At 36.3% G+C, this 26,296-nt stretch carries 27 protein-coding genes; 25 read left to right on the top strand and 2 right to left on the bottom strand.

Going from position 1 to position 26,296, the window contains the following annotated elements; genetic code table 11:
- The first annotated feature begins 28 nt into the window (after window positions 1-28).
- The 9 genes from PALPR_RS05815 to PALPR_RS05775 all read left to right on the top strand — a co-directional run bounded on the left by PALPR_RS05815 (window position 29) and on the right by PALPR_RS05775 (window position 9,125).
- Window positions 29-1,024, top strand: coding sequence for an AAA family ATPase (locus tag PALPR_RS05815; protein ID WP_013444684.1), 996 nt, complete (start codon window positions 29-31; stop codon window positions 1,022-1,024).
- 64 nt (window positions 1,025-1,088) lie between these two features.
- Window positions 1,089-1,955: a DUF58 domain-containing protein gene (locus PALPR_RS05810; RefSeq protein WP_013444683.1), complete on the top strand. Its 867-nt coding sequence runs from the start codon at window positions 1,089-1,091 to the stop codon at window positions 1,953-1,955.
- Window positions 1,956-1,981: 26 nt separating this feature from the next.
- Window positions 1,982-2,956, top strand: coding sequence for a hypothetical protein (locus tag PALPR_RS05805; RefSeq protein ID WP_013444682.1), 975 nt, complete (start codon window positions 1,982-1,984; stop codon window positions 2,954-2,956).
- A 35-nt stretch (window positions 2,957-2,991) separates the two neighbouring features.
- Entirely contained in the window at window positions 2,992-3,975 is a 984-nt protein-coding gene (locus PALPR_RS05800; protein ID WP_013444681.1) for a vWA domain-containing protein, read from the top strand.
- A gap of 57 nt (window positions 3,976-4,032) precedes the next feature.
- Entirely contained in the window at window positions 4,033-5,073 is a 1,041-nt protein-coding gene (locus PALPR_RS05795) for a VWA domain-containing protein (protein ID WP_013444680.1), read from the top strand.
- A gap of 24 nt (window positions 5,074-5,097) precedes the next feature.
- Window positions 5,098-5,757 carry a tetratricopeptide repeat protein gene (locus PALPR_RS05790; protein ID WP_013444679.1) on the top strand — a complete coding sequence of 220 codons (660 nt, stop codon included), beginning with the start codon at window positions 5,098-5,100 and terminating at the stop codon, window positions 5,755-5,757.
- 41 nt (window positions 5,758-5,798) lie between these two features.
- Window positions 5,799-7,628: a BatD family protein gene (locus PALPR_RS05785; protein WP_013444678.1), complete on the top strand. Its 1,830-nt coding sequence runs from the start codon at window positions 5,799-5,801 to the stop codon at window positions 7,626-7,628.
- A gap of 16 nt (window positions 7,629-7,644) precedes the next feature.
- A complete protein-coding gene (locus PALPR_RS05780) occupies window positions 7,645-8,397 on the top strand; it encodes a tetratricopeptide repeat protein (protein WP_013444677.1) in 753 nt (250 codons plus the stop codon).
- A 59-nt stretch (window positions 8,398-8,456) separates the two neighbouring features.
- Window positions 8,457-9,125 carry a phosphatase PAP2 family protein gene (locus PALPR_RS05775; protein WP_013444676.1) on the top strand — a complete coding sequence of 223 codons (669 nt, stop codon included), beginning with the start codon at window positions 8,457-8,459 and terminating at the stop codon, window positions 9,123-9,125.
- Between the two features lie 3 nt (window positions 9,126-9,128).
- Here the strand turns inward: PALPR_RS05775 and hisF are convergent, their stop codons facing one another.
- Window positions 9,129-9,884: an imidazole glycerol phosphate synthase subunit HisF gene (gene hisF / locus PALPR_RS05770; RefSeq protein ID WP_013444675.1), complete on the bottom strand. Its 756-nt coding sequence runs from the start codon at window positions 9,882-9,884 to the stop codon at window positions 9,129-9,131.
- Between the two features lie 54 nt (window positions 9,885-9,938).
- A complete protein-coding gene (mtaB, locus tag PALPR_RS05765; protein ID WP_013444674.1) occupies window positions 9,939-11,249 on the bottom strand; it encodes a tRNA (N(6)-L-threonylcarbamoyladenosine(37)-C(2))-methylthiotransferase MtaB in 1,311 nt (436 codons plus the stop codon).
- 296 nt (window positions 11,250-11,545) lie between these two features.
- Between mtaB and PALPR_RS05760 the strand changes: the two genes are divergently transcribed.
- The 16 genes from PALPR_RS05760 (at window position 11,546) to PALPR_RS05685 (ending at window position 26,296) form a co-directional block, all read left to right on the top strand.
- Window positions 11,546-12,382, top strand: coding sequence for an ABC transporter permease (locus tag PALPR_RS05760; protein ID WP_013444673.1), 837 nt, complete (start codon window positions 11,546-11,548; stop codon window positions 12,380-12,382).
- Between the two features lie 115 nt (window positions 12,383-12,497).
- Window positions 12,498-12,866, top strand: coding sequence for an EamA family transporter (locus tag PALPR_RS05755; protein ID WP_013444672.1), 369 nt, complete (start codon window positions 12,498-12,500; stop codon window positions 12,864-12,866).
- A gap of 1 nt (window position 12,867) precedes the next feature.
- Window positions 12,868-13,977: an ATP-grasp domain-containing protein gene (locus PALPR_RS05750; RefSeq protein ID WP_013444671.1), complete on the top strand. Its 1,110-nt coding sequence runs from the start codon at window positions 12,868-12,870 to the stop codon at window positions 13,975-13,977.
- The gene (locus tag PALPR_RS05745; RefSeq protein WP_013444670.1) at window positions 13,974-14,909 is read left to right on the top strand and encodes a glycosyltransferase family 2 protein; all 936 of its coding nucleotides are present in this window, start codon (window positions 13,974-13,976) and stop codon (window positions 14,907-14,909) included. Before PALPR_RS05750 ends, PALPR_RS05745 begins: the two co-directional genes overlap by 4 nt.
- Window positions 14,910-14,949: 40 nt before the next feature.
- Window positions 14,950-15,627, top strand: a complete 678-nt coding sequence (locus tag PALPR_RS05740; RefSeq protein ID WP_013444669.1) for an acetyltransferase — start codon at window positions 14,950-14,952, stop codon at window positions 15,625-15,627.
- A gap of 39 nt (window positions 15,628-15,666) precedes the next feature.
- Entirely contained in the window at window positions 15,667-15,900 is a 234-nt protein-coding gene (locus tag PALPR_RS05735; RefSeq protein WP_013444668.1) for an acyl carrier protein, read from the top strand.
- A gap of 1 nt (window position 15,901) precedes the next feature.
- On the top strand, window positions 15,902-16,645 hold the full coding sequence (locus PALPR_RS05730) for an SDR family NAD(P)-dependent oxidoreductase (RefSeq protein ID WP_013444667.1): 744 nt from the start codon (window positions 15,902-15,904) through the stop codon (window positions 16,643-16,645).
- Between the two features lie 123 nt (window positions 16,646-16,768).
- Complete coding sequence (locus PALPR_RS05725) at window positions 16,769-17,779, top strand: ketoacyl-ACP synthase III (protein ID WP_013444666.1); 1,011 nt, start codon at window positions 16,769-16,771, stop codon at window positions 17,777-17,779.
- A 130-nt stretch (window positions 17,780-17,909) separates the two neighbouring features.
- A complete protein-coding gene (locus PALPR_RS05720; protein ID WP_013444665.1) occupies window positions 17,910-19,376 on the top strand; it encodes a hypothetical protein in 1,467 nt (488 codons plus the stop codon).
- A 12-nt stretch (window positions 19,377-19,388) separates the two neighbouring features.
- Window positions 19,389-20,540: a dTDP-4-amino-4,6-dideoxygalactose transaminase gene (rffA, locus tag PALPR_RS05715; RefSeq protein ID WP_013444664.1), complete on the top strand. Its 1,152-nt coding sequence runs from the start codon at window positions 19,389-19,391 to the stop codon at window positions 20,538-20,540.
- Window positions 20,541-20,588: 48 nt separating this feature from the next.
- Window positions 20,589-20,978, top strand: coding sequence for a four helix bundle protein (locus PALPR_RS05710; RefSeq protein ID WP_013444663.1), 390 nt, complete (start codon window positions 20,589-20,591; stop codon window positions 20,976-20,978).
- A 39-nt stretch (window positions 20,979-21,017) separates the two neighbouring features.
- Complete coding sequence (locus tag PALPR_RS05705; RefSeq protein ID WP_013444662.1) at window positions 21,018-22,181, top strand: hypothetical protein; 1,164 nt, start codon at window positions 21,018-21,020, stop codon at window positions 22,179-22,181.
- A 196-nt stretch (window positions 22,182-22,377) separates the two neighbouring features.
- Window positions 22,378-23,625 carry an ABC transporter ATP-binding protein gene (locus PALPR_RS05700; RefSeq protein WP_013444661.1) on the top strand — a complete coding sequence of 416 codons (1,248 nt, stop codon included), beginning with the start codon at window positions 22,378-22,380 and terminating at the stop codon, window positions 23,623-23,625.
- 1 nt (window position 23,626) lies between these two features.
- On the top strand, window positions 23,627-24,499 hold the full coding sequence (locus PALPR_RS05695) for a class I SAM-dependent methyltransferase (protein ID WP_013444660.1): 873 nt from the start codon (window positions 23,627-23,629) through the stop codon (window positions 24,497-24,499).
- Complete coding sequence (locus tag PALPR_RS05690; RefSeq protein WP_013444659.1) at window positions 24,489-25,445, top strand: glycosyltransferase family 2 protein; 957 nt, start codon at window positions 24,489-24,491, stop codon at window positions 25,443-25,445. Before PALPR_RS05695 ends, PALPR_RS05690 begins: the two co-directional genes overlap by 11 nt.
- 26 nt (window positions 25,446-25,471) lie before the next feature.
- The gene (locus tag PALPR_RS05685; protein ID WP_013444658.1) at window positions 25,472-26,296 is read left to right on the top strand and encodes a glycosyltransferase family 2 protein; all 825 of its coding nucleotides are present in this window, start codon (window positions 25,472-25,474) and stop codon (window positions 26,294-26,296) included.

Below are 26,296 nucleotides of genomic sequence, written 5' to 3'. Positions count from 1 at the left end.
TAAAACAACATTACAAACATAAAATAATATGATTCAATCTGTTGATATTAGGGAACTTAATGAACGCATAGAAAAACAAAGTTCATTTGTTGATGCATTAACCATGGGGATGGATAAAGTAATTGTCGGTCAAAAACACTTGGTAGAGTCGTTATTGATTGGTTTACTTTCAGATGGACACATTTTACTCGAGGGTGTACCCGGATTGGCAAAAACTCTGGCCATCAAAACATTGTCAGATTTGATAAAAGGTAATTATAGTAGAATCCAGTTTACTCCGGATTTACTGCCTGCTGATGTTATCGGAACAATGATTTATAGCCAAAAGAAAGAAGAATTCAGCATTAGAAAAGGGCCTATTTTTGCGAACCTTGTTTTAGCTGATGAAATAAACCGTGCTCCGGCCAAAGTTCAGAGTGCTTTGCTTGAAGCGATGCAGGAACGTCAGGTGACTATCGGTGATCAGACTTACAAGCTGGAAGAGCCATTTTTGGTAATGGCCACTCAGAACCCGATAGAGCAGGAGGGAACTTATCCTTTACCAGAAGCTCAGGTAGACCGTTTTATGTTGAAAGTGATAATTAATTATCCTAAGAAAGAAGAAGAAAAATTGATTATCCGCCAGAACTTGTTGAAGGATAAACCAACCGTACTTCCAATTCTGACTCCAAAAGATATTATCGAAGCCCGTGATATTGTTCGTCAGGTTTATATTGACGAAAAAATTGAACGTTACATTGTAGATATTGTTTTTGCAACCCGTTTTCCACAGGATTATGGTTTGGATTCTTTAAAAGAAATGATATCATTTGGTGCTTCACCTCGTGCCTCAATTAATTTGGCATTGGCAGCGCGCGCTTATGCATTCATTAAACGAAGAGGTTACGTGATTCCGGAAGATATACGTGCAGTTTGTTATGATGTATTGCGTCACCGTATTGGGTTAAGTTATGAAGCTGAAGCTAACAATATGACTTCCGACGAAATTATAACTGAAATTTTGAATACAGTTGAAGTGCCATAATGAACTATTCACATGTTGTTTGTTGTGATTGAAAATTGGTATTGATAATAAACAAATTGAATACGTGGAAACCAGTGAATTATTAAAGAAGGTACGGAAGATAGAGATTAAGACACGTGGTTTGTCGAAGAATATTTTCGCAGGAGAATACCATTCAGCTTTCAAGGGTCGTGGAATGACCTTTGCCGAAGTGCGTGAATATCAGTACGGCGATGATATCAGGTCGATTGATTGGAATGTGACTGCGCGTTTTGGGCATCCGTATATAAAGGTTTTTGAAGAAGAACGTGAATTGACAGTGGTACTGTTAATTGATGTATCTGGTAGTCGTGAGTTTGGTACCGTATCACAGTTAAAGAAGGATATTTTTACCGAAGTGGCTGCTACACTTGCTTTTTCAACCATTCAGAATAACGATAAAATCGGAGTGATATTCTTTTCCGATAAAATAGAGAAATTTATTCCTCCTAAAAAAGGGAAAAAACATGTTCTCCAAATTATCAGGGAATTAATTGATTTCGAGCCGGAGAGTAACAAAACTGATATTGCCGGAGCATTACGCTACCTTACAAACGCAATTAAGAAAAGTTCAACAGCATTTATTATTTCCGATTTTATTGATACCAATTTTGAAAGAGATTTGACCATTGCAAGCAGAAAGCATGATGTGGTTGCTATGCAGGTTTATGATATTCGTGAAACCGAACTGCCGAATGTAGGTTTAATAAAACTGAAAGATGCAGAATCGGGTGAACGGGTTTGGGTAGATACTTCCGATAAAAGGCTTCGAACAACGTTTAAACACGCTTGGGGAGAAGGGCAGTTGGCTCTGCAGAAAGCCTTTACGAAATCCGGTGTTGATTTGGTCTCTATGAGTACTTCCGACGATTACGTTCGAGCTTTGATGAAGTTATTCAAGATGAGAGCATAAAGAATGATTGACAATTTAAAATTTGTATGAGAAAATCTCTTTTTTTAGCAATAATAATCTTCGTTTTTGGGTGTGTACAAGTGCATGCTCAGAAAATAACGGTTAGTGCTCGTTTAGACTCAGCTGTTATCTGGATTGGAAATCAAACGAATCTGACTTTTGTAGTTTCTCAACAGCCAAAACAGCACGTGATAATGCCGCTTTTTTCCGACACTATTGTTGGTGGACTGGAAACAGTAGAACCTGTGAAAGCTGATACTGCAAAATCTCCTGATGGACAACTTCTTGTTTCTCATCGTTATACGGTTACATCGTTTAAAGATTCGCTAATTTACATACCTCCGTTCCCTTTTGTACTGAATGGAGATACTGTTTGGTCAAAGTCTCTTTCTCTCAAGGTTGTTCAGCCATTTAAAATTGATACAGCTTCGCATAAAATTGCTGATATCAAACCTGTTTTTAATTCAAAGTTTAATTGGGGCAGTTTCTTTTTAAGAGTGCTGCTTGGGTTTATAATTCTTGGATTACTGGTTGCTTTATATATCATTTATGAAAAGTTTATCAAGAAAAAGCCTGTTTTGAGTGATAAAGAGATAAAATTACTTTTACCGGCTCATGTTGTGGCTCTTAATCAGTTAGATAAGATTAAACAGGAAAAGTCGTGGCAGCAAGGAAGGTATAAAGAGTATCACACTGAGTTGACCGACGTAATCCGCGAGTATATTGAAAGAATCTTTGATGTCAACAGCATGGAAATGACCTCGGAAGAAATTTTAGATCATTTACGTTGGCTTAAGTTGGAAAAGAAATCGGCATATCTTAATTTGCAACAGATTTTGAATCTGGCTGATTTAGTGAAATTTGCCAAGTGGAATGCTTTGCCTGAAGAACATGAGTTGAGTCTTCAGAATGCATACTTGTTCATCAGCCAGACAAAAGTGGAGGATGTAAAACCGGTCGAAGAAATTAAAAACGAAAAATCAACTGATGTAATCAATTGATTTTAGCTTTCATTTTTTATAATTTAAATATAACAATGACATTCCATAACCCTGAATATTTGTTTTTACTGCTACTGCTTATTCCAATAGTATTTTGGTACGTATGGGAGCTGCACAAGTCAGATGCCAGCTTACAGATTTCAGCGCATCGCAACTTAAAGCAGTTTCCACAAAGCAAAAAAATTAAGCTGAGGCATATTCCGTTTGTTCTCAGAATATTGGTAATTGCATGCCTTATTATAGCATTGGCAAGGCCTCAGGCTTCGAATAGCTGGCGTACGCAAAATACTGAAGGAATTGATATTATGATGGCTCTGGATATTTCCAGTACCATGTTGGCCGGAGATATCAAGCCTACCAGACTGGAAGCTGCCAAATCTGTTGCTACAGAGTTTATACTATCACGTCCTAATGACAACATCGGTTTAGTTATCTTTGCACGCGAAAGTTTTACTCAATGTCCGTTAACAACAGATCATGCCGTGTTGGTTAATCTCTTCAATGGTGTAAACAATGGTATGATTGAAGATGGAACTGCTATCGGACTTGGATTGGCTAATGCCGTAAACAGAATTAAAGATGGAAAATCAAAATCTAAGGTTATTATCCTTCTTACTGATGGATCTAACAATAGTGGAGATATAGCCCCTATCACAGCAGCAGAGATAGCAAAAACTTTTGGTATCAGAATTTACACTATCGGTGTAGGAACTCATGGTGTAATAAATATACCTGTTTCAACTCCAATGGGAATCCAATATCAGCGAGTTCAATCGGAATTTGATGCCAAATCTTTAGAAAATATTGCAAATCTTACAGGAGGTAAGTACTTTGGTGCAACAGATAACTCTAAACTGCGTAATATATACCAGGAAATAGATAAGTTGGAGAAAACCAGAATCAAGATTCAACAATATAGCAAGAAAGATGAGCAATTTTACCTGTTCAGCATATTTGCATTTGTATTCCTGATTTTAGAAATTCTTCTCAGAAATACCGTTTTCAGAAAAATACCTTAATTGTTGCACAATAAGGTATTATATCATTGTTAAACTATTCAAACTACATAAAACATAATGTTTAGATTTGCTCATCCTGAATATTTATTTTTACTCCTTTTAATCCCGTTATTAATAGGTGTATTTATTTATACCAGCATTCAAAAGCGCAGGAATATCGCTAAGTTTGGAAATCCGGATATTTTGGCTCAATTGATGCCAAACGTATCTAAAGTCAGGCCACAGCTAAAGTTTTATTTTCAACTGGTGGTAGTTTTTCTATTGACCATAGTTTTGGCGCAACCTCAGTTCGGATTAAAACAGGAAAAAGAAAAACGTAAAGGAATTGAGGTTATGATTGCATTAGATGTCTCAAACTCCATGTTAGCACAGGATGTGTTGCCAAGCAGGCTCGAAAATGCCAAGCAGATTTTGTCAAAGCTGGTTGATGATATGAATGATGATAAAGTCGGTCTGGTGGTTTTTGCAGGAGATGCTTACACACAGCTACCTATCACTGTCGATTACGTTTCAGCAAAGATGTTTTTATCAAATATCTCGCCGGAGTTAGTACCTCGTCAGGGAACAGCTATTGGCAGTGCGCTTGATTTAGCCATCAAGTCGTTTGGAGCTAAAAGTGAGGCGGGGAAAGCAATAATTTTAATTACTGATGGTGAAAATCATGAGGATGATGCTATAGGTGCTGCTAAACTGGCTGCTGAGAATAATATAATTGTAAACGTAATAGGTATGGGGAAAACTGATGGTGCTCCTATTCCTGTTCCGGGTACCATGAGCTTTCGGAAGGATAAAGATGGAAATGTTGTGGTCTCGAAGCTGAACGAACAAATGTGTAAAGAGATTGCGTTGGCCGGTAAGGGAGTTTACGTTCATGCAGATAATACAAATGGAGCTTATAAGGTAATAAACAAGGAACTGGATAAGCTTGCAAAATCCGATTTGAAATCAACTTCTTATTCGGAATACAACGAACAATTTCAGTCGTTTGCTTTGTTGGCTCTGTTGATATTAGTGATAGATTTTTTCATTTTTGATAGAAAAAACAAAAGACTCAGCAAAATTAAAATTTTTGATTTAAAAGATAAGGTCACGAAATAATGACATTTTTTTAAAATGCATTCAATGAAAAAGATAATATACATATTGTTTATGAGTTTAGTAGTCGTTCCGGTTGCAGCTCAAAAAGAAAGCGATGATGTCAGGGCAGGAAATAAATTGTATAAATCATCGAAGTTCACTGATGCCGAAATAGCTTACAGAAAAGGATTATTGAAAAATCCAAGATCATTTGAGGCCAACTACAATTTGGGTAATGCTTTGTTCAGACAAAAGAAATATTCTGAAGCGCTGGAAAGGTACAATAATGCGATATCCATCAAGCCGGATGAAAAAGAAAAAATTGCGGCAGCCTTTCATAATACCGGAAATTCTTTATTGCTCGATAACAAAATAGAGGAGAGTATAAAGGCTTATGAGATGGCATTGAAGAAAAATCCTAAAGATAACGAAACCCGTTATAATTTGGCTTATGCGCAAGCACTATTGAAGAAGCAAAACAAAGATAAGAACAAGGATAAAAAACAAGATCAGCAAAAGCAAGATCCAAAACCTCAACCACAGCCTCAGCAACCTCAGCCTAAGCCTCAACCTCAGCAGCAGCAAATGTCTAAGGATAATGCTCAACAGATACTTGATGCATTACAGCAGGACGAGAAGAACGCACAAGACAAAGCTAAAAAGCAACAGCCGAGGACAAACAAGAAAGCTGAAAAAGATTGGTAATTATAAATTAGAAAGAAAAGCTTGATTTGAAATAAAATAGTATGAAACGCAGAATTATATTTATATCGCTAACGTTTTTTTTGCTAAACGCCGTTATAGTAAAAGCTGATGAGCCTGTGCGTTTTTCAGCATCGGCTCCATCTACAGTTGTTTTGAATACGCCATTTCAATTGGTTTACACCATTAATGCAGCAGGAAGAGATTTACGCGTACCGGAGATAACAAATTTCGATGTGTTGGCCGGTCCTTTTCAGTCGCACAGCTCAAGTATTCAGATAATTAATGGACGACAATCATCCACAGAATCCACTTCTTATACTTATACGCTCCAGGCTCAAAAAACAGGAACTTTTGCTATTTCATCCGCTAGTATAATTGTTGGAGGACAGAAATACACCTCTAATGGAGTGTCTATAAAGGTTCTGCCTGCAGATGCGCAACCAAAGTCACAGGGAGGAAGAGGCGGAAATGCAGGATCAGGTGCTCAGACCTCTATCACCAATGATAATCTTTTTATACGAGCTGATGTATCTAAGACCAATGTGTATGAGCAGGAAGCTATTTTGGTAACTTACAAGCTATATACTTTGGTAGATGTGGTTCAATGTAGTCCCAAGAAAATGATTGATTTCACAGGCTTTATGAAGCAAGACATTGATCAGCCTACTAACAAACAATTTGCGCTTGAGAATTATAAAGGAAGAAATTATACATCGGTTGTTCTATATAAATTTTTACTTTATCCACAGCATTCGGGTGTTTTGCAACTTGATAAATGGAACTTTGAAGCAGTGGTTCAGGTGAAGAATCGGACAGCAGTACGAAGTATATTCGATGATTTTTTCGACTCGTATACCAATGTTTCCAAAATTATCACTGCGCCGGCTGTGAAAATTAATGTGAACGCGCTTCCGGCTGGAAAACCGGCTACATTTAGCGGTACAGTAGGTCGTTTTAATATGAATTCCACTATCTCAGCAACTCAGGTTAAAACCAACGATGCTGTAACTATCAAAGTTTCTATAGAAGGTGGTGGAAATATGAAACTGATTAAGAATCCGGTTTTAAAGTTCCCTGATGGTTTTGAGACGTACGATCCAAAAGTTGTAAACAACTTCAAAAATTCATCAGTTGGGTTATCAGGAAGTAAGGTCATTGAATATATGTTTATTCCCCGTCATTCAGGTAAGTTTGAAATACCGTCTGCCGAATTTTCCTATTTTGATATTCAGTCAAAAACATATAAAACATTGCGAACTCCTGTTTATAATCTACAGGTTGAGAAAGGTGCAGGAGGTGAAAGCCCAACCGTGGTTAGTAGCTATGTAGATAAGCAGGATGTAAAGCAAATTAGCAAGGATATTAGATTTATTCAAACGAATAAATTTAAACTTTCAAAAGAGGAAGAGCCTGTTTTTGGGACTTATATTAGTTGGCTGTTATACCTTATTCCGCTTTTAATTTCTCTGTTACTATTCTTCATTTTCCGTAAACAGGCAAAAGAGAATGCTGATATCAGTTTAGTGAAAAACAAGAAAGCAAATAAATTAGCCCAGAAGCGATTGAAGCTAGCCCAGAAATTGCTGAAAGAGGGAAATAAAGATAAATTCTACGAAGAAGTGATGAAGGCAACATGGACTTATTTGAGTGATAAGTTATCCATTCCGGTATCTTCGCTTACAAAAGATAATGTAGAAACTGAGTTGCTCAATCATCAGGTAGAACAGACACATATAAATAAATTCATTGATATTCTGAATACCTGTGAGTTTGCACGCTTTGCTCCGAATTCGGGTCAGCAAGAAATGGGTGATTTATATGCCGAAACAATTCAGGCTATTAGTAATCTTGAAGAAATTTTCAAAAAATAGTAAACGTATAATTTATATGAAACGTATCATTCTGTTTATATCCATCTTAACTGCTTTTAGCTCATTGACAATGGCTCAATCTGATGCTGTGAGTCAGGCTAACAATTTGTACACAAAAGGCGATTATACTTCTGCTGCTAAGCAATACGAAACGATATTAAGCAATCAAGGTGTTGCTCCGGAACTGTATTTTAATCTTGGCAATGCGTACTATAAATCAAATGAAATTGGACGTTCTATTCTGAATTATGAACGGGCTTTAAGATTGTCTCCATCGTACGATGATGCCAGATTTAATCTGGAACTTGCTCAAACAAAGGTGGTTGATAATTCGATGCAGTCTTCTACTTTTTTCTTAAGTCGTTGGATTCAGAATTTTATTAAGATGCTTACCTCAAACCAATGGTTAGGAATTAGCGTCGCGTTATTTGTTGTTACTCTTATACTAATCTTTCTTTTTATTTTCGGGTCAACGCATTTCATACGCAAGCTGTCTTTTCAGGTAGCAGTATCTTTACTGTTGGTTTGTTTTGCTACTTTCATATTCTCGGGAATACGTAAAGATCAGTTAGTGAATCATAGAGAAGCAATTGTTATGGTGGGAGTAGTGACGGTTAAGAGTTCACCGGATAAAAGCGGAACAGATTTATTCCAGTTGCACGAAGGAACTAAGGTGAAAGTAAAGAGCACGTTAGGCAATTGGACTGAAATTAAACTGGGAAACGGAAACGTAGGCTGGGTTGAGCAAGCAAATATTGAAAAGATCTAATAAATCAATTAGTTCTTTCATGTCATTAAATCACAAACTAATCATATAATAATCAGATTATGAATCTAATCGAAGTGATAAAACAGTTAGATCTAAATCTGTTTTTATTGATTAATGGGCTTCATTCTCCATTTTTTGACCAATTCATGTACGCTGTAAGCTATAAGATGACTTGGGTGCCTTTGTACATTGCCGTTTTGTTTGTTTTGGTAAAGCATTGGAAGCGAGAATCTATTTGGCTTGTTTTGGCTCTGGTTATATGTATTGTTATTTCCGATCAGGTCGCGTCCGGTTTGTTGAAAAACCTTGTTAAGCGGCTTCGTCCATCTCATGTTGATGAGCTTAAAGATATAATACACTTAGTGAAAGGTTATGCTGGTGGTATGTATGGATTCGCCTCATCTCATGCTTCAAATGCAGTAGGTTTTGCATTGCTCTCATCGTTGCTTTTAAAACAGAAAGCTTATAGTTTTTCAATATTTGCATGGGCTATTATCACAGCCTATTCCAGAATTTATCTCGGTGTGCATTATCCGTTAGACATTTTGGGTGGAGCAGTTATAGGTGCTCTGGCTGCTTCTATTTGTTATGGGTTTATATACAAGTATCGTCCGAGCTTGCTAAAGCACGAAGCATATACTGAAATAGAAAGACCAGTGGCTTTAGTCCCGGTTTCAGTGCTGGGCTTAAGTTTTTTGGGAATAATTGTGTATAGTTTCGTCAGCTAAAGACTAAATTCTAACTTCAACACCTTTTTCTTTCAGAAACATTTTTAATTCGGGAATGCCAATCTCTTTGTAGTGAAATATGCTTGCTGCCAGTGCTGCATCAGCCTTTCCTGCATCAAATACTTCTACAAAGTGTTCCATAGTTCCTGCACCGCCACTGGCAATGACCGGCACATTTACAGCTTCGGAAACGGCACACGTAATGTCTAAGGCAAATCCGTCTTTGGTGCCGTCGTTATTCATCGATGTCAACAATATTTCTCCGGCTCCAAGTGCAACCGCTTGTTTTGCCCACTCGACTGTCTTAATGTCCGTAGGAATTCTACCGCCATTGAGGAATACAAACCATTCTCCATCAATGTATTTGGTATCAATTGCCAGTACTACGCATTGACTTCCAAACTGAGATGCTAAATCGCTTATTAACTGTGGATTGCGAACGGCTGATGTGTTTACGGAAATTTTATCAGCGCCACATGCAAGTAACACCGATACATCTTCCACGCTTGAAATACCTCCACCTACAGTGAATGGAATATTAATATGTTTGGCAATGCGTGTAACGAGTTCCGATAAAGTTTTACGTTTCTCGTTGGTTGCAGTGATATCCAGAAACACCAATTCATCGGCACCCATTTGGGCATATAGAGCTCCTAGCTCTACCGGATCACCAACATCGGTAATGTTCTCGAAATTAATGCCTTTCACTGTTTGTCCATTTTTGATATCCAGACAGGGGATGATACGTTTTGCTAACATATTATTTGATTCACAATTAAAAATTCTTAATTTATCTCTGATTCAGTTGGACTATTAAACTCCAATTAATGCCGACTTATCGTCGTTCCATTCTCCAAGAGTTACGATTTGAATGGTGTTAACCAGTTTTTTGTCATACTGTCGTTCGACCTTTACGTAATTACTGCTGAAACCAACCATAAATTCTCCGTTGTGTCGGCTTTCCCACAATACAGGGTAGGTATTGCCTACTTGATTTTGGTAGAAAGCTTTTGTCTTTTTCTCGGATAAAGAATGGAGTACATTGCTACGGCGTTTGCGTTCGTTAAGTGATACTGTATATTCTATGTCGAGCATTTTCGTTCCGGCACGTTCCGAATAGGTGAATACGTGCAATTGCGATATATCCAGTGAGTCAATAAACCGACAGGATTGCTCAAAAAGTTCGTCTGTTTCACCACGAACACCCACAATGACATCAACCCCGATAAATGCATGAGGTAAAAGGCTTTTGATAAGCTCTACCTTGTGTGCAAACAGTTCCCTGTTATATTTCCGCTTCATCAGTTGAAGTACCTCGTTAGTTCCCGATTGCAACGGGATATGAAAATGAGGCATAAAACGGTGGCTTGTAGAAATGTAGGTAATTATCTCGTCTGTAAGTAAATTAGGCTCGATAGATGATATTCTGAACCGTACATCGGCTGGAATTGTGTCAAGGGCTTTTACGAGGTCAAAAAATGATTCGCCGGTGCTTTTGCCAAAATCACCTATATTCACGCCCGACAGTACAATTTCTTTAGCTCCGGCTTCGACAGCTTGCATAGCCATGGCTACAGTTTCGGGGATAGTTGCATTCCGGCTACGTCCACGTGCATAAGGAATGGTGCAATAGGTACAGAAGTAATCGCATCCGTCCTGTACCTTTAGAAAGTAGCGTGTACGGTCGTCGCGAGAGCAGGACGGTTTAAACTCCCGCACTCTTTTTATTTCCGAACGATGAATCTCACTTTTTTCAGTTCCGTCCAGCTTTTGTATATATTCAAGGACATTGAACTTCTCATTAGCCCCGAGAACTAGATCAACCCCATCAATGGCGGCTACTTCTTCTGGTTTTAGTTGTGCATAACATCCGGTTACAATCATAATTGCATCAGGATGTTGTCTGTTTAAACGATTGATGGCCTGACGGCATTTATGGTCGGCCGTGTCGGTTACAGAGCAGGTATTTATGATGCAAATATCGGCCTGTTCTCCGGTTTTTACTTTTGCAAATCCTTCGTCGGTAAGTTGCTTGCCAATAGCCGATGTCTCGGCAAAATTGAGCTTACAGCCTAAGGTGTGAAATGCTACTTTTTTATCGTTAAATATAGTGTTGTCGATCATTTTAATATACAAGTTTTCGGGTGCAAAGGTAACAAAAAACAATAGATTGTAAATGCCATGCTCTAATGTAGGTATTTATCAAATACGTAAGTTAAAATAAACAGCACTAATCTGTTGGTTTTGGGTTTTTGATTACTATGAGAACTGTTTAAAATCTGTATTTATTAGTAATACACATTAAAAAAATACTACTTTTGCATTATAATAAATTACTGAGCTAAAACAATGTAGTTGTCTGATAAAAAGTATTGTACCTTTTTTGTCGACTTAATTTTATTGCTAAAGATTAATTTTAAATGGAATTTAACACAATTATAAAGCCACAAAATAAGCTTTTAGAAGTCGATTTTAAAGAAATCTGGCAGTATCGTGATTTGTTTTCCATGTTTGTAAAGCGCGATATTATTACGCAATACAAGCAAACAATCCTTGGGCCTGCCTGGTTCTTCATTCAACCAGCTTTAACGACTGTGATGTATATGATTGTCTTCGGTGGTATTGCAGGTATATCGACCGATGGCTTGCCGCAGCCCATGTTCTATCTGGCGGGTATAGTTTGCTGGCAGTATTTTTCCGATTGTTTGAATAAAACGTCTTCAACCTTCACGGCCAATCAGGGAATATTTGGAAAAGTTTATTTTCCGAGGATGATTGTGCCGCTTTCTACTGTGGCCTCTAATTTGGTACGGATGGGTATTCAGTTTTTGCTTTTTGTAGTGGTTTATATTTATTATCTGATTATGGGGGTGCATGTTGCTCCCAATATATATATTCTGCTTCTACCGTTGGTAATTATTATGTTGGCTGGTTTGTCATTGGGCTTTGGAATTATTATTTCATCCATGACTACCAAATACAGGGATTTGACGATACTGTTTACTTTTATTGTTCAACTCTGGATGTATGCCACTCCGATCATTTATCCGTTGAGCACGATGTCGCCAAAACGTCAATGGATTATGGCTTTAAATCCGGTAACATCGCTGGTGGAAACCTTTAAATATGGCACCATGGGAGTCGGAACATTTAGTTGGGCTCAATTGGGCTACAGTTTTGGCTTTATGGTTGTTCTTTTGGCTATTGGCATAGTTGTATTTAATAAAGTGCAACGCTCATTTATGGATACTGTTTGATTTTATTGATATGATAGCAAAAAAATTGAGTGGGGTGAAAGCTGCCTATCAAAAGCAATTAAACTCTTAATTTTACTTTACACTTTACACATTCCACCTCACAATAAACACATTTATGCGTTACCTATATATATTTGCAACACTTTTTTTTACCGTTTACGGACAAATGATCCTCAAGTGGAGAATTCTGAAATTGAACTGGACCATGCCTCACACAGGTATTTGGGATATGGTGGTTTCATACACCAAATTTTTGCTTGATCCATTTATTTTTTCCGGTTTTCTCTCGGCTTTTATAGCTTCGGTTTGTTGGTCTATGGCTATGACTAAGTTCCAAATCACCGAAGCTTATCCGTTTATGAGTCTGGCTCCTGCAATCGTTTTTTTGCTGGGTGTGTGGCTATTAGGCGAAACATTTACGATCGGGAAAGTGGTAGGTCTGGGACTAATCATTATAGGATTGATAGTTACCGTTAGATTTTGATATGAAGAAATTAGCTATTATTGGAGCAAGCTATTTGCAGTTACCCCTTGTGCAAAAGGCTGCTGAAATGGGTATTGAAACACATTGCTTCGCCTGGGAAGATGGTGCAGTATGTAAAGATGTTGCCAATTATTTTTATCCTATTTCCATTCTTGACAAAGAAGAAATACTTAAAGTTTGCCAACAAGTACATATCAATGGAATTACCACCATTGCTTCTGACGCTGCCGTGCCGACGGTTTGTTTTGTTGCGCGCGAAATGGGATTAATTGCGAATGATTTTGAAGATGCATTAGCTGCAACCGATAAATATATGATGCGTCGTCGGTTTGCCGATTTTTCGGTTTCATCACCACGCTTTGTTATTGCGGATGAAAATTATACGGTAGAAAACTTTCGTTACCCTTTAATCGTTAAACCAACAGATCGTTCGGGTAGCCGTGGTGTAAAAAAGATTGAAGACCCGGCAGATTTACCCGAAGCTATAAAACGAGCTCAAAAGGAATCGTTTACACATCACGCAATTGTAGAAGAATATGTTTCAGGATCGGAGGTGAGTGTCGAAAGTATTTCGTGGGAAGGGAAACATTATATCCTGGCTATTACCGATAAGGTGACAACCGAAGAACCGTATTTTGTAGAGTTGGAGCATCATCAACCCAGTTTGTTGAGTCCGGAGATACAAAAAAAAATAAAGTCGGAAACACTCAAAGCACTGGCTGCTCTGAAAATAAATTATGGTGCCAGTCATGCTGAATTTAAAATAACCAGTGCCGGTGAGGTTTTTGCCATTGAAGTAGGAGCCAGGATGGGCGGTGATTTTATCGGGTCGCATTTAGTAAAACTGTCTACCGGATATGACTTTGTACAAGGAGTCATTGATATTGCGTTGGGAGAGTTTGAAGAGCCTCATTTGCATAATCAGCAAGCAGCGGGAGTTTATTTCCTTTGTAAGGAAACCGAGCATCTATTGCCCGTAATTCAGCATCCGGAGAAATACAAAGAAATTATCGAATCAGAAATAACAGATACGACGCTTCATGCCATTCAGTGTAGTGCCGACCGAAGTGGATATTTTATTTATCAAGCCGAAAAACGTTTTAGAATATGAGCAAACCACAGTTATCAATTGTAACTACATTATATAGATCGGAGCGCTTTCTAGATACTTTTGTAGCGCAATGTGAAGAGGCAATGGCCTCAATTGAATGTAGCAGTTACGAAATAGTATTTGTAAACGATGGGTCTCCCGATAAATCGTTGGATAAGGTTTTAAAGCTAAAGGAGAAAAACAACAGTATAGTAGCTGTTGACTTGTCGCGCAACTTCGGACATCATTATGCTATTATGGCCGGTTTGACATATTCTACAGGTGATTATGTTTTTTTGATCGACTGCGATCTGGAAGTTCCACCAACGCATATACCTACTTTTTATCACAAAATGCAGGAAGAGCAGGGCTGTGATGTGATTTATGGTGTTCAGGAAACGCGCAAAGGTTCTTTTATTGAAAGAACAATCGGCGGGTTGTTTTATGGGTTCTTTAATCGTTTGACCGATACTCGCATTCCGGAGAATCTGCTTACCGAACGGTTAATGAGTCGCCGTTATGTGGAGGAGTTGATTAAGATGGGCGATAAAAATATTTTTATGGCTGGTATGATGCAATGGATTGGATACAAGCAAATACCGATAACCATAAAAAAGGGACAACGGGAAGGACAAAGTACCTACACGCTGGGCAAACGTATAGCATTGAGTATGGAAGCTATTACTTCATTCTCGTCTTATCCGCTTATCGTGTTATTTAAATTCGGCTTTTTTATCTCTGCTCTGAGTGTTTTCACCGGGATTTTCTTTGTGGTAAAAAAACTGATTAACCCGGAAATTGTACTTTCAGGATTTACCTTTTTGATTGTTGCGTTGCTTTTCTCCGTAGGAGTGATCGTAAGCTCATTAGGGGTTCTTGGCATTTATATTGATAAGCTCTTTAATCAAACAAAAAACAGACAAACTTTCATTGTAAGAGATATTTACAAATAGTTGATAGTTTTTAGTAAGCAGTAAGCAATGCGTTTATTCGATGAAAAAGGATTATAAAAAGATTATTATTTTTGGTGTCAGCGATTTTGCCAGTCAGGTAAGCTTTTATCTGAAGAATGATTCGGACTTTGAAATTGTAGCCTATACGGTTAACGCAGAATATAATAAAACAAAGACTTTTTTAAATCTTCCGGTGGTTGATTTTGAAAAAGTGGATGAAGTTTATCCGCCAAGTGAGTACGCTATGTTTATTGCCATTGGGTATCATAAACTAAACTCCACACGCGAACTGAAATTCAGAGAGGCTAAAGAAAAAGGTTACCATTTGATTAGCTATCTTTGTTCGCGAAACTCATACTGGAATGATTTGCAGGTAGGTGAAAACAGCTTTATTATGGAAGGCAACATTTTTATGCAAAACGTAAAAATTGGCGATAACGTTATAGTTAATGTGGGAAATAGAATCGGGCATGATTCTGTAATTGAAGAGAACTGCTTTCTGACATCGAATGTTATGATAGGAGGTTTTTGCACAATCAAGAGAAACACTTTTATTGGCATGAGTGCGGTGATAAAAGATAAAACTACTATAGGAGAGCAAAATATACTGGGCGCCGGATCTGTTTTGCTAAAAAACACCAAAAACGGAAGTTCTTTTCTGACAAAATCGACCCCGCTTACACCTGATCCGAATAATCTGATTCAGGATTTTATTTGATAAAACATATACAACAAACTATATTTAAACGAACATAAAATGGACGCTAACGAATTTATAAAAAACTTTGCCGCACAATTTGATGATACAGATGCTTCTGAATTCACACTCGAAACCCGTTTCAGAGAATTAGATGAATGGTCGTCGTTGAATGCTTTGGCCATTTTGAATATGATTGGGAAAAAGTACTCGGTAGTGCTAAAACCGGAGGAAATGAAACCAACCAATACCGTTCAGGAATTATTTGATCTGGTACAATCCAAACTTAGCTAAGATGAATCCGTTTTCATTAGCAGGCAAAACTATTTTAGTAACCGGTGCATCGTCGGGTATAGGAAGAGCCATCGCTGTTGTTTGTTCGCAAATGGGAGCGACTCTTATTGTTACAGGGCGTAACGAATCCCGTTTGTCGGAAACGGTTTCCATGCTTGAAGGAGATGGACATCTGCAAATTGCTGCCGACCTGACTAATCTTCCGGAAATGGAAAAGCTGGTGGAATCGTTGCCCAAGATTGATGGATTGGTAAACAATGCCGGTATTGCAAACCCCCTGGTACTTCAGTTGACCGAAGAAAACGATGTAAATGATATTTTTCAAACCAACACATTGGTTCCTGTTCATTTAACGCGTTTGGTATTGCAGCATAAGAAGCTAAACAAAGGTGCTTCGTTGGTGTATATTTCGTCCATAAATGGTAATAATTGTGCTTATATCGGCAGTTCCATCTATGCAGCTTCGAAGAGTTCATTGACCGGCTTTATGAAAGCTGTGGCATTGGAACTATCTCCACGAGGTATTCGTGCCAACTGTATTAATCCCGGTATGATAGAAACCGATTTATTGAAAGCGGGAAGTATTGGCGAAGAAGAACTGGAGAAAGACAGATTGAAATATCCGCTAAAACGTTACGGTAAGCCCGAAGAAGTGGCTTATGCAGCTACATATCTATTGTCGGACGCAACCCAATGGATGACTGGTACCAGCTTACTCATTGATGGAGGTTATACGTTGCAATAGACCCCAAACCCCTGAAGGGGCTTCATGATGCAGTTTTGGTACAGTAAAATTTGCGTGTAAATTCAGAATGAAACGAACCTATTCTCCCTTTATGGGGCTAGGGGTTGTTTAAACAATTAAATAATGAAATCATATATAAAAGCCATATCCTACTTTTTACCCGAGAAAGTAGTTACAAATGAAGATTTGGTAAAGGAATTTCCCGAATGGACGGTAGAAAAAGTAGCAGGAAAAGTAGGAGTACATGAACGACACATTGCTTCGGATAATGAAACAGCTTCCGACATGGCAACTCAGGCAGCCGAAAAGCTTTTTGCCGAGCATGCCATTGACCGTTCAACGATTGACTTTATTCTTCTTTGCACGCAAAGTCCTGATTATTACTTGCCAACTTCTGCCTGTCTGATTCAAAATCGGTTGGGCTTGTCAACTTCGTGTGGTGCGTTGGACTTTAATCTGGGTTGTTCGGGTTTTGTTTACGGACTATCGTTGGCCAAGGGTCTGATAGCCGGTGGAATTGCCAAGAATGTATTGTTGCTCACTGCAGAGACTTATTCAAAACATATTCACCCAAGTGATAAAGGAAACCGAACTATTTTTGGCGATGCTTCGGCTGCAACGTTGATTTCAACCGATGGTTTTGCATCTATTGAAAACTTCAGCCTTGGTACCGATGGCCGTGGAGCCGAGAACCTGATAGTCAAAAATGGAGGATTACGCCATGCAAAAGATTTAAATGAAATGACCTTTGACGAAGCAGGAAATCCGAGTTCGTCGGATTATTTGTATATGAATGGCGGGGAGATATTTAATTTTACCTCCGAAGCCGTTCCTGTTTTGGTAGATGAAGTGCTGGCTAAAAATCAACTATCGAAAGACGACATAAACTTATTTGTTTTTCATCAGGCTAATAAGTATATGATGAATTACTTGCGAAAACTAATTGAGATAGAGCCGGATAAATTCTTTTTCTTCCTCGAAACGGTTGGTAATACGGTTTCTTCTACTATTCCTATTGCTCTGTGTGAAGCTCAAAAGGAAGGCAAATTAAAAGGAAATATACTGATTGCCGGTTTTGGAGTCGGATATTCGTGGGGTGCAACGGTTTTGAAAGCAGTAAGTAGTAAACAGTAAGTAGTGAGTAGTGAGTAGTAGGAAGTAAGTGGTTGATAGATAGTAAGTAGGATAATAATTATCACATTACCATATCATCACATCATTCATCATCACATTACCACATCATTCATCATCACATCGCGTTAGAATGAACATCTTCAAGAAGTCTGAAATTTATAAACTGAATAAGACTCATTTGTCATTAAGTTTATTGTTGATTGCTTCACCGTGGATAATCTTGTTTATTACGACTAATGTCATTGTCCGCCATTCGGTATTTAATTCAATACCTTGTTGGTCAGATGAATTGTCTTATTGGCATGAAATCCTTTCTTTTTCTCAGAAAGGACTGAATTTTGGTTATTACACCATAAATGAATCTTTGCCCAAGTACCTTTCGTTTGGTTCTCATGGATTTGGAGCAGTTTCAGTCTATGCTTTATTTGGCAAAATCTTCGGTTGGAAAACGTATTCAATTGTCATAGCCAATGCATTTTTTATGTCGTTTGCTTTTTTGTTTCTGACTATTGCTGTCAAAATATCTTCTAAAAGTTTACTTTATATTCTTTTGTTTAGCTTCAGTTATACGCCGTTGATTCTGTTTTCTTCTACTTCCATGACCGAGTTGCTGAATTATTCAGCACTAATCGTATATTTTAGTGCACTTTATATTTACTTCAAAGGCGGAAGTAGGAAAATGCTTATATCGTTATTGTTGTTTTGTACGGCAATCTCATTTATTCGCATTATCTATATTGTACTATTTTTGCCGTTACTTTTTAAAAGAAAAACGGAATTTCAATTTGATCTTAAATTTCTGATTTCTATTGTTCTGTGGATTGTGTTTAGTGCATTGCTGTTTGTGCTAAATAATCTCTTTGTTTCGCCTTATCCCGATTCTTTCCTCAATGAATGGCTTTCCAGCAAGGGTTTTTCTGAATTTGTTAGTAATTTTGCAGAACATTTTTCTCAGAATGCATGGAATATGATCAATCCGGTTTCGGAGGATATTATTCAAGTGTTGAGTCGGTATTTTATCATTTTTATTTGCTTGGTTTGTTTAGTTAAGTCAAAGGCTATTCAAACTCGATTTAAAAAGATTGAAATTGAATATTTTATAGTATTTTTGATTTTGTTTTTATTTCTGTTGATTAATATTGCTGCGTATGATGTGTTTGATTGGCGTGACTATAGAGTGATTGCTCCTGTTTTGTTTGGCAGCGTTTTGTTTTTGATATTGAATAGTAAACGTTTTATCATCTATTTTTCACTCGCTGCAAACTTGTTAGGAATTCTCTTTCTATTGATTTCGCCTCAAGTGTTAGACTCATTTAATAATGGTCGATATGCAAATCCTAAAGGAAATAAGATGTTGAATCATATTGTTTATACTAAATTTCCAAATTCTCGTTTTACAAATACAATTGTTGTCCATCAGTTTAGTTCAGATGTCGTTTTGAATATTCCTGCAGGAATTGGAATTACGTATTCTGATACTTTGACTGACAAACTCAACTCAAAATATATATATTCTAATAATAAGTTACACTTATCAACTTATAATATCATTGCTTCCAACGAAACAGGGTATTTATATCAAAAAAGAAACTACTAACTACCTACTAAAATGATTCCTTTCAATAAACCATATCTCACTGGTAAAGAAGCTCATTACATGTATGAAGCCGTTTTTACCGGTAAACTTTCAGGCAATGGGATGTTCACACAACGTTGTCAGGCCTATTTCGAAAAACGCTACGGCTTCCAGAAGTGTCTTCTGACAACTTCATGTACCGATGCATTGGAAATGGCTGCCATTCTATGTGATGTAAAACCGGGCGACGAAGTGATTATTCCTAGTTATACTTTTGTTTCAACTGCTTTAGCTTTTGTTCGTCAGGGAGCTACTATCGTTTTTGCAGATAGTCAATCAGAACATCCGAACATCGATGCAGATAAAATTGAAGCATTGATAACGCCCAGAACTAAAGTGATTGTCCCTGTTCATTATGCCGGTATGGCGTGTGATATGACTAAAATCATGGCTCTGGCCGACAAATATAATTTATTGGTGGTGGAAGATGCTGCACAAGCGGTGGATTCATTTTATTCAGAGGTAAGTGGCAAGAGGCAAGAGGTAAGAGCGTTGGGAAGTGTTGGACATTTAGCTGCTTTTTCGTTTCACGAAACAAAAAATATCATTTCCGGTGAGGGAGGAATGCTTGCCATCAATGATGAACGATTTATTCATCGTGCCGAGATTATTTGGGAAAAAGGAACAAATCGCGCCGAATTCTTTCGAGGCGAAGTAAATAAGTACGGATGGGTGGATATAGGTTCTTCTTTTTTACCTTCCGAAGTGATTGCAGCTTTCCTCTGGGCTCAGATTGAACATCTGGATGAGATACAAAATAAGCGTAAAGAACATTGGAACAGGTATTCTGAAGCATTAAAACCATTGGCCGACAAAGGATATTTTAAATTACCTCAGATCCCTGACTATGCGACAAATAATGCACATATGTTTTATTTGGTTTGTCCTTCGTTGGAAGAAAGAACCGAACTTATAAATGCATTAAAGCAAAATGAAATATTAGCAGTGTTCCATTATCTGAGTTTGCATAGCAGCCCGTATTACGCAGAAAAACATGATGGGAGAGTATTAGCTAATTGTGATAGGTTTGCCGATTGTTTGGTGCGTTTACCGTTGTTCTATGAACTAAGTCTTGAAGATCAGAATAAGATAATTGCTACTATAAAATCGGTTTATAGCAAGTAGTCGGTAGTTAATAGCAAGTAGTTTGTAGAAAGAGAGTATAGCTAAATTATGAATAATGTAAATCAAGGCTTTAAAGATTTAATGGCATATCAGAAAGCTTTTCAACAAGCTTGTCAGATATTTGATATTACGCTTAAATTTCCAAAAGAGGAAAGATATTCATTAACGGATCAGATTAGACGCTCTTCACGTTCAGTTTGTGCAAACTTAGCAGAGGCATATCGAAAAAGAAACTATTACAAACACTATCTGCTTAAATTATCTGATTGTCTGGGGGAGAATAGTGAAACTCTCGTCTGGCTCAACTTCTCTTTACATTGCCATTATTTTACTGAAGAAGATTATATACAATTGATAAAATTGAATGAAGAAGTTGGACGGTTATTATCGTTTATGGTTAATAATCCTGATAAATTTGGTGTTAGTCCAATAAACTAACTACCGACTAATAACTACCAACTACCAACTAATTTCTCTATGAATAAAAATAAGTTTATTATTCCCCTTTTGTTTTTGCTTTTGTTTGCTGCATATTATGGCATTTTAAAAGTAATCCCTGCCGATTATAACGATATGCATGATCATGCAGCTTTTGCACGAAAGATGTGTACAGGTGAGATTCCGTATACCGGAAACTTTCTGGTTTATCTGCTGGTCAATGTGTTTTCGTTTTTCAGCGCGCATGTAACAGCCACGGAACTTAGCTTGTGTGGTTTATTAGCTTTTGCAGGGGTGTTTCGGTATTATTTATCTCAAAAAATGATTTTAGAAGTAGTTAAGAGCCGTACCAGAAATACATCGAATTACACTTCAACAGCATTTTATGCACTATGTATGTTGTTTGTTTTTGCTATTCCTATTCCGAGTTATTTCTCTGATGATTACTTTATGTATATTGGTAACTATGTTCCTAATGTGTGGCATAACTCTACCATCCTCTTTTTGTTCCCGTTTGCAATGTTGCTTTTCTATCAATCATATAAGCAGTTACAAGATTATGACGCAAAACGCAACCTGTGGATTTTCTTATTAATATTGCTGAATTTATTTATCAAGCCAAGCTATTTCTTTGTATTCCTTTGTGTTTATCCTTTGATGCTATTATTCAAATACAAGTTTAAGAAAGAATTTTGGTATAGCATCCTTCCTCTTATTATAGGTTTTTTCTTTTTGATACTGGAATACTGGATTATCTATAAAACCACTACACCAACTAATAAAGAAGCTTCATCGGTGATTTTCTTACCTTTTTATCGTAATCCGGAGTTTGAAGAATTCAATTTAATACCTGTTGCGATGTTGTTTTCTGTGCTTTTCCCGCTTCTTTATAGTTTCCTCAATATTCCAAAAGTAATTAAGAGTCAGGTTTTTTGGTACACTTTGCTTTCATTTGTAGTATCGGTGTTGATTTTCTTTTTTATATCAGAATCCGGTCCACGGGCTTCTCATGGAAATTTCTATTGGCAAATCGTTATAACTACATGGTTATCTTTCTTTGTAGCCTTGTTAGCTTTGCTTAAAGATATGAAAATGGAAGGCAAAACTTTTAAAAATATTTTATTACTTTCAGTATTTTCAATTCATGTTTTAATGGGACTGATTTATTTTGTTCGGCTTTTAATTACAGGATATTATTATTAGAAAGCTAATTGCACGAATTTAAAGCGAATTACACTAATTAAAGCGAATTATACAGATTTTTTTATAATTTTACGACTGAAAGATACTAATAGGATAATAAGTTCAAGAATTAAATCAAATTACACGAATTAGGGAATGGCAGATTTACTCATAAGTAATTTGTCTAATTAAAGAAAATTCGTGAAATTAAAAAAATATGAGCACAGCGATAAAATTCGAAAATATTTCTAAACAATACCGCCTTGGACTCGTCTCCACTCAAACGCTGAGTCATGACCTAAACCGATGGTGGAAAATGAATATTCAGGGTAAAGAAGACCCATACCTAAAGATAGGCGAGGTAAATGATCGTGCGCATAAAGGTGAAAGCGATTATGTATGGGCATTGAAAGACATTAACTTTGAGGTACAACAAGGCGATGTGCTGGGGATAATAGGAAAAAACGGTGCCGGTAAATCTACCTTACTGAAGATTCTTTCCAAAGTTACAGCACCTACCACCGGAACCATTAAAGCTGCGGGACGTATAGCTTCTTTATTGGAAGTAGGTACCGGTTTTCACCCTGAAATGACAGGACGTGAGAATATCTATATGAATGGTGTTATCATGGGCATGACTAAAGCCGAAATAACCCGTAAGTTAGATGAAATTGTAGATTTCTCAGGTGTAGAACGTTATCTGGATACTCCTGTGAAACGTTATTCAAGTGGTATGACTGTACGTCTTGGTTTTGCAATTGCAGCCCATCTGGAACCTGAGATACTGGTAGTAGACGAAGTCCTTGCAGTAGGCGATGCCGAATTCCAAAAGAAAGCCATTGGCAAAATGCAGGATGTTTCAAAAGGAGAGGGGAGAACGGTATTGTTTGTAAGTCATAATCTCCATGCTGTTGCAAATCTTTGTCAAACAGGAATAGTTTTAAAAAACGGTTACATATATTATAATGGAAGTGCGAGTGATGCGATTTCAGTATATAATTCAGATAAAGAAAATTTGATGTCGAAGAAACTCAAAGTATATAAAGAGGGTAAAAAGGTTTGGTTTGTAAATCTAGATATTACTAATAAAACAGACAAAGTATTACAAACTTATTCTTCCGCTTTATTTAGTGTTGAAATAGAATCATTGGAAGACATTAATGATGTTTATTTGGGTATAGGGATTAATAATATAAATGATATTCGTGTATTTACGTTATTTAGCAAGTTTTTAAACAAAAAATACAATCTAAAGAAAGGCATTAATAAAATTGTTTGTTCCGTTGATTCGTTACAATTAAAACCTGGCGAGTATCTCATAGAGCTTTTTATAGGAACAGAATACATTACTTTGGATTATTATAAAGATCCATTGTTTTTTGAAATTTTAATGCCTGCAAATATCAATGTAATTTTGCCTGATCAAAGTCAAGGCGATTTTCTCATTCAGCAAAACTGGTTATAATATGATTACAATTGAAGACATGAATAAACTGTCGGAAGAGAATTTCTGCCTAAAATTTGAGTTGAATGCTCTAGCTGATTTGTTCATTCGAAATGAAAGTGAAAGGATGGTCTCTGGTTTTTCACTAGAGGTTGTTGAGCATGATCATCTTGAGAGATATAAATTAGTCCTTGAGTATTCAAACAATAAATCGGTTTTAGAAGTAGCTTGCGGAACAGGCTATGGTTCATACTTGATAGCAACAAAAGGAAGTGCTCAGCATGTTTTTGCTTGTGATATTAGTGAACAAGCAATAAGATATGCAAGTCATAGATTCAAAAATGAAAAGATAAACTTTTTGGTTCAAAATGCAGAAAAGTTAATATTTGATAGGGAGTTTGATTTGGTAATTAGTTTTGAAACAATCGAGCATTTGACTGATTATGATGGTTTTTTGCAGAATATTAGACGCTGTTTAAAGATTAATGGTCTTTTTATAATCTCGACACCTATTGCTGATAAAGACATAATAGACAACCCGAGCAATCCATATCATACTCGAGAATGGGGTTTCAAATATTTTCAAGAAATGATTTCGAAATTCTTTCTAATAGAAAAAATTTATACTCAAATATATCAAAATGAGTTAATAAATGATGAAATTTTGAAATCTTTTAAAGAATCAAATGATAGGAGTGTTAAAACGAGAATCGTAAGAAAACTAAGAAAACTAATAAATGGCAAAGCATACGAGTTCCCTGTACTGTTAACTGATTGGAAAGCGAGACAAAATTATTCTAAAATTGAAGAATTTCATAATCAATTCGCTGTTTCGGATTTAGGGAAAAAATATACAGGGTATCAGATATTAGTTTGTCGAAAAAATGAGAAATAATTTGGCAATTATTATTCCAGCTTACAAAGAAGTATTTTTAGAAAAAGTACTTATTTCATTGGAGAATCAAACCAATAAGAACTTTAATGTTTATGTGGGTGATGATAATAGTCCATATGATTTAGAAAGTATTTGTAAAAGACATGAAAGCAAATTAAATCTTCAATATATTAAATTTATCAACAATATTGGGGCTAAGAATTTAGTAGATCAATGGATTCGTTGTATTGAATTGAGTAAAGTTGAGGATTGGATTTGGGTATTTTCAGATGATGATTTAATTGACTCAAACTGTGTTGAAGTATTTTATTTTACAATTAATTCTGATAAGTGTAAATATGATGTTTATAGGTTTGACACTAGGGTGATTGATGACACAGATTTAGTGCTTTCAGAGTCGACTGAAAGTCCTTTTGTTGATACTTCTGAAAATATGGCCTATTGTATACTAATGTTTGAAAGAGGTCATTCGATGCCTGATCATATTTTTTCAAGATCCATTTATGATAAATATGGCTTTGTTAAGACAGACTATGCTCAAGCTGCTGATTGGGCTACTTTTATTCGATTATCGAAGGATAAAGGGATTTGTACAATGAAGGAAGCTAAGATTAGTTGGAGGCTTGGTTGTTATAACATATCAGGTAATGTAAAAAGAAATGTTGCAAAAACAATTAAAGGCCATTTTCAGTTTCTTAATTGGATTATTGATTTTTTTAAATACATGAAAATAGAAAATAATGATGATAGAGTCTCGTATGAAGATATTTTAAGAGCTACAGAATTTAATCTTGAAGCTGTTATCAAACATCACTATTTAAAACTCCCATTGGTTAATTTGCTGGATGTTTTTAGATTTTATAATGAGAAGGAAGCGAAAATTATTATTTCAGTTACTAAATCGATAAAGCTCTATTATAAGGTTTATTTCAAATGGTCTCTTTAAGGGTTCTTGAATTAATTCATTAAGAAATGAAACATGTTAAATTCTCTATAATAATACCCACGTTTAATAGTGATTCAACATTGCCTCAATGTATTAACAGTGTTATCTTACAATCCTTTATGGACTTTGAAATATTGATTCTTGATGGTGTCTCAACAGATGACACTCTGAATATTGCTTTGAGGTTTAATGATGAACGAATTAAAATAATATCGGAACCTGATAATGGTATTTATGATGCAATGAATAAAGGCATTAAATTAGCTCAAGGTGAATGGTTATTTTTTCTAGGAAGCGATGATGAGTTATATGATGAGTTTGTTCTAGCAAAAATAAATATTGAGATAGCGCAAACTAACCGAAAAATTATTTACGGGAATGTGAAAATTGTTGGAAATGCTGGTTGGGCAACAGATGGGCAAATATATGATGGTGTCTTTAATCTAAATAAACTTTTGGAATATAATATTTGTCACCAAGCTATATTCTACCATTCTTCAGTATTCAAAAAAAATGGACTATATAATGAAAATTATAAAATATGTGCTGATTATGATTTTAATATCAGGTGTTGGGCAAATTTTCATTTTCATTATATAGATCTTATTATTTCTCTATTTAATGGTGGTGGTGCTAGTAATTTTTTAATTGATGATAATTTTCATGATGATTATTGGGCAAATTTAGTTCTGTATTATAAGTGGAAGTTATTTAATCCGTTATTTCGACACCATATAATTCAAATTTCTGGTGAAAATAAGAATGTGTATTTAAAGATATTAATATGCTATCATTCTATAATTCAGGCAATATCAGGACTACTACGTAAGTATAAAGCATTTTCAAAATAA

The organism is Paludibacter propionicigenes WB4 (assembly GCF_000183135.1).
Lineage (GTDB): Bacteria > Bacteroidota > Bacteroidia > Bacteroidales > Paludibacteraceae > Paludibacter > Paludibacter propionicigenes.
Note: the sequence above shows the minus strand (reverse complement) of the source record. Positions and strands in the feature narration are given on the sequence as shown.

Coding starts and splice junctions, on each gene's coding strand:
- PALPR_RS05815 (WP_013444684.1), top strand. CDS start 29: ATGATTCAATCTGTTGATATTAGGGAACTTAATGAACGCATAGAAAAA.
- PALPR_RS05805 (WP_013444682.1), top strand. CDS start 1,982: ATGAGAAAATCTCTTTTTTTAGCAATAATAATCTTCGTTTTTGGGTGT.
- PALPR_RS05800 (WP_013444681.1), top strand. CDS start 2,992: ATGACATTCCATAACCCTGAATATTTGTTTTTACTGCTACTGCTTATT.
- PALPR_RS05795 (WP_013444680.1), top strand. CDS start 4,033: ATGTTTAGATTTGCTCATCCTGAATATTTATTTTTACTCCTTTTAATC.
- PALPR_RS05790 (WP_013444679.1), top strand. CDS start 5,098: ATGAAAAAGATAATATACATATTGTTTATGAGTTTAGTAGTCGTTCCG.
- PALPR_RS05785 (WP_013444678.1), top strand. CDS start 5,799: ATGAAACGCAGAATTATATTTATATCGCTAACGTTTTTTTTGCTAAAC.
- PALPR_RS05780 (WP_013444677.1), top strand. CDS start 7,645: ATGAAACGTATCATTCTGTTTATATCCATCTTAACTGCTTTTAGCTCA.
- PALPR_RS05775 (WP_013444676.1), top strand. CDS start 8,457: ATGAATCTAATCGAAGTGATAAAACAGTTAGATCTAAATCTGTTTTTA.
- hisF (WP_013444675.1), bottom strand. CDS start 9,884: ATGTTAGCAAAACGTATCATCCCCTGTCTGGATATCAAAAATGGACAA.
- mtaB (WP_013444674.1), bottom strand. CDS start 11,249: ATGATCGACAACACTATATTTAACGATAAAAAAGTAGCATTTCACACC.
- PALPR_RS05760 (WP_013444673.1), top strand. CDS start 11,546: ATGGAATTTAACACAATTATAAAGCCACAAAATAAGCTTTTAGAAGTC.
- PALPR_RS05755 (WP_013444672.1), top strand. CDS start 12,498: ATGCGTTACCTATATATATTTGCAACACTTTTTTTTACCGTTTACGGA.
- PALPR_RS05750 (WP_013444671.1), top strand. CDS start 12,868: ATGAAGAAATTAGCTATTATTGGAGCAAGCTATTTGCAGTTACCCCTT.
- PALPR_RS05745 (WP_013444670.1), top strand. CDS start 13,974: ATGAGCAAACCACAGTTATCAATTGTAACTACATTATATAGATCGGAG.
- PALPR_RS05740 (WP_013444669.1), top strand. CDS start 14,950: ATGAAAAAGGATTATAAAAAGATTATTATTTTTGGTGTCAGCGATTTT.
- PALPR_RS05735 (WP_013444668.1), top strand. CDS start 15,667: ATGGACGCTAACGAATTTATAAAAAACTTTGCCGCACAATTTGATGAT.
- PALPR_RS05730 (WP_013444667.1), top strand. CDS start 15,902: ATGAATCCGTTTTCATTAGCAGGCAAAACTATTTTAGTAACCGGTGCA.
- PALPR_RS05725 (WP_013444666.1), top strand. CDS start 16,769: ATGAAATCATATATAAAAGCCATATCCTACTTTTTACCCGAGAAAGTA.
- PALPR_RS05720 (WP_013444665.1), top strand. CDS start 17,910: ATGAACATCTTCAAGAAGTCTGAAATTTATAAACTGAATAAGACTCAT.
- rffA (WP_013444664.1), top strand. CDS start 19,389: ATGATTCCTTTCAATAAACCATATCTCACTGGTAAAGAAGCTCATTAC.
- PALPR_RS05710 (WP_013444663.1), top strand. CDS start 20,589: ATGAATAATGTAAATCAAGGCTTTAAAGATTTAATGGCATATCAGAAA.
- PALPR_RS05705 (WP_013444662.1), top strand. CDS start 21,018: ATGAATAAAAATAAGTTTATTATTCCCCTTTTGTTTTTGCTTTTGTTT.
- PALPR_RS05700 (WP_013444661.1), top strand. CDS start 22,378: ATGAGCACAGCGATAAAATTCGAAAATATTTCTAAACAATACCGCCTT.
- PALPR_RS05695 (WP_013444660.1), top strand. CDS start 23,627: ATGATTACAATTGAAGACATGAATAAACTGTCGGAAGAGAATTTCTGC.
- PALPR_RS05690 (WP_013444659.1), top strand. CDS start 24,489: ATGAGAAATAATTTGGCAATTATTATTCCAGCTTACAAAGAAGTATTT.
- PALPR_RS05685 (WP_013444658.1), top strand. CDS start 25,472: ATGAAACATGTTAAATTCTCTATAATAATACCCACGTTTAATAGTGAT.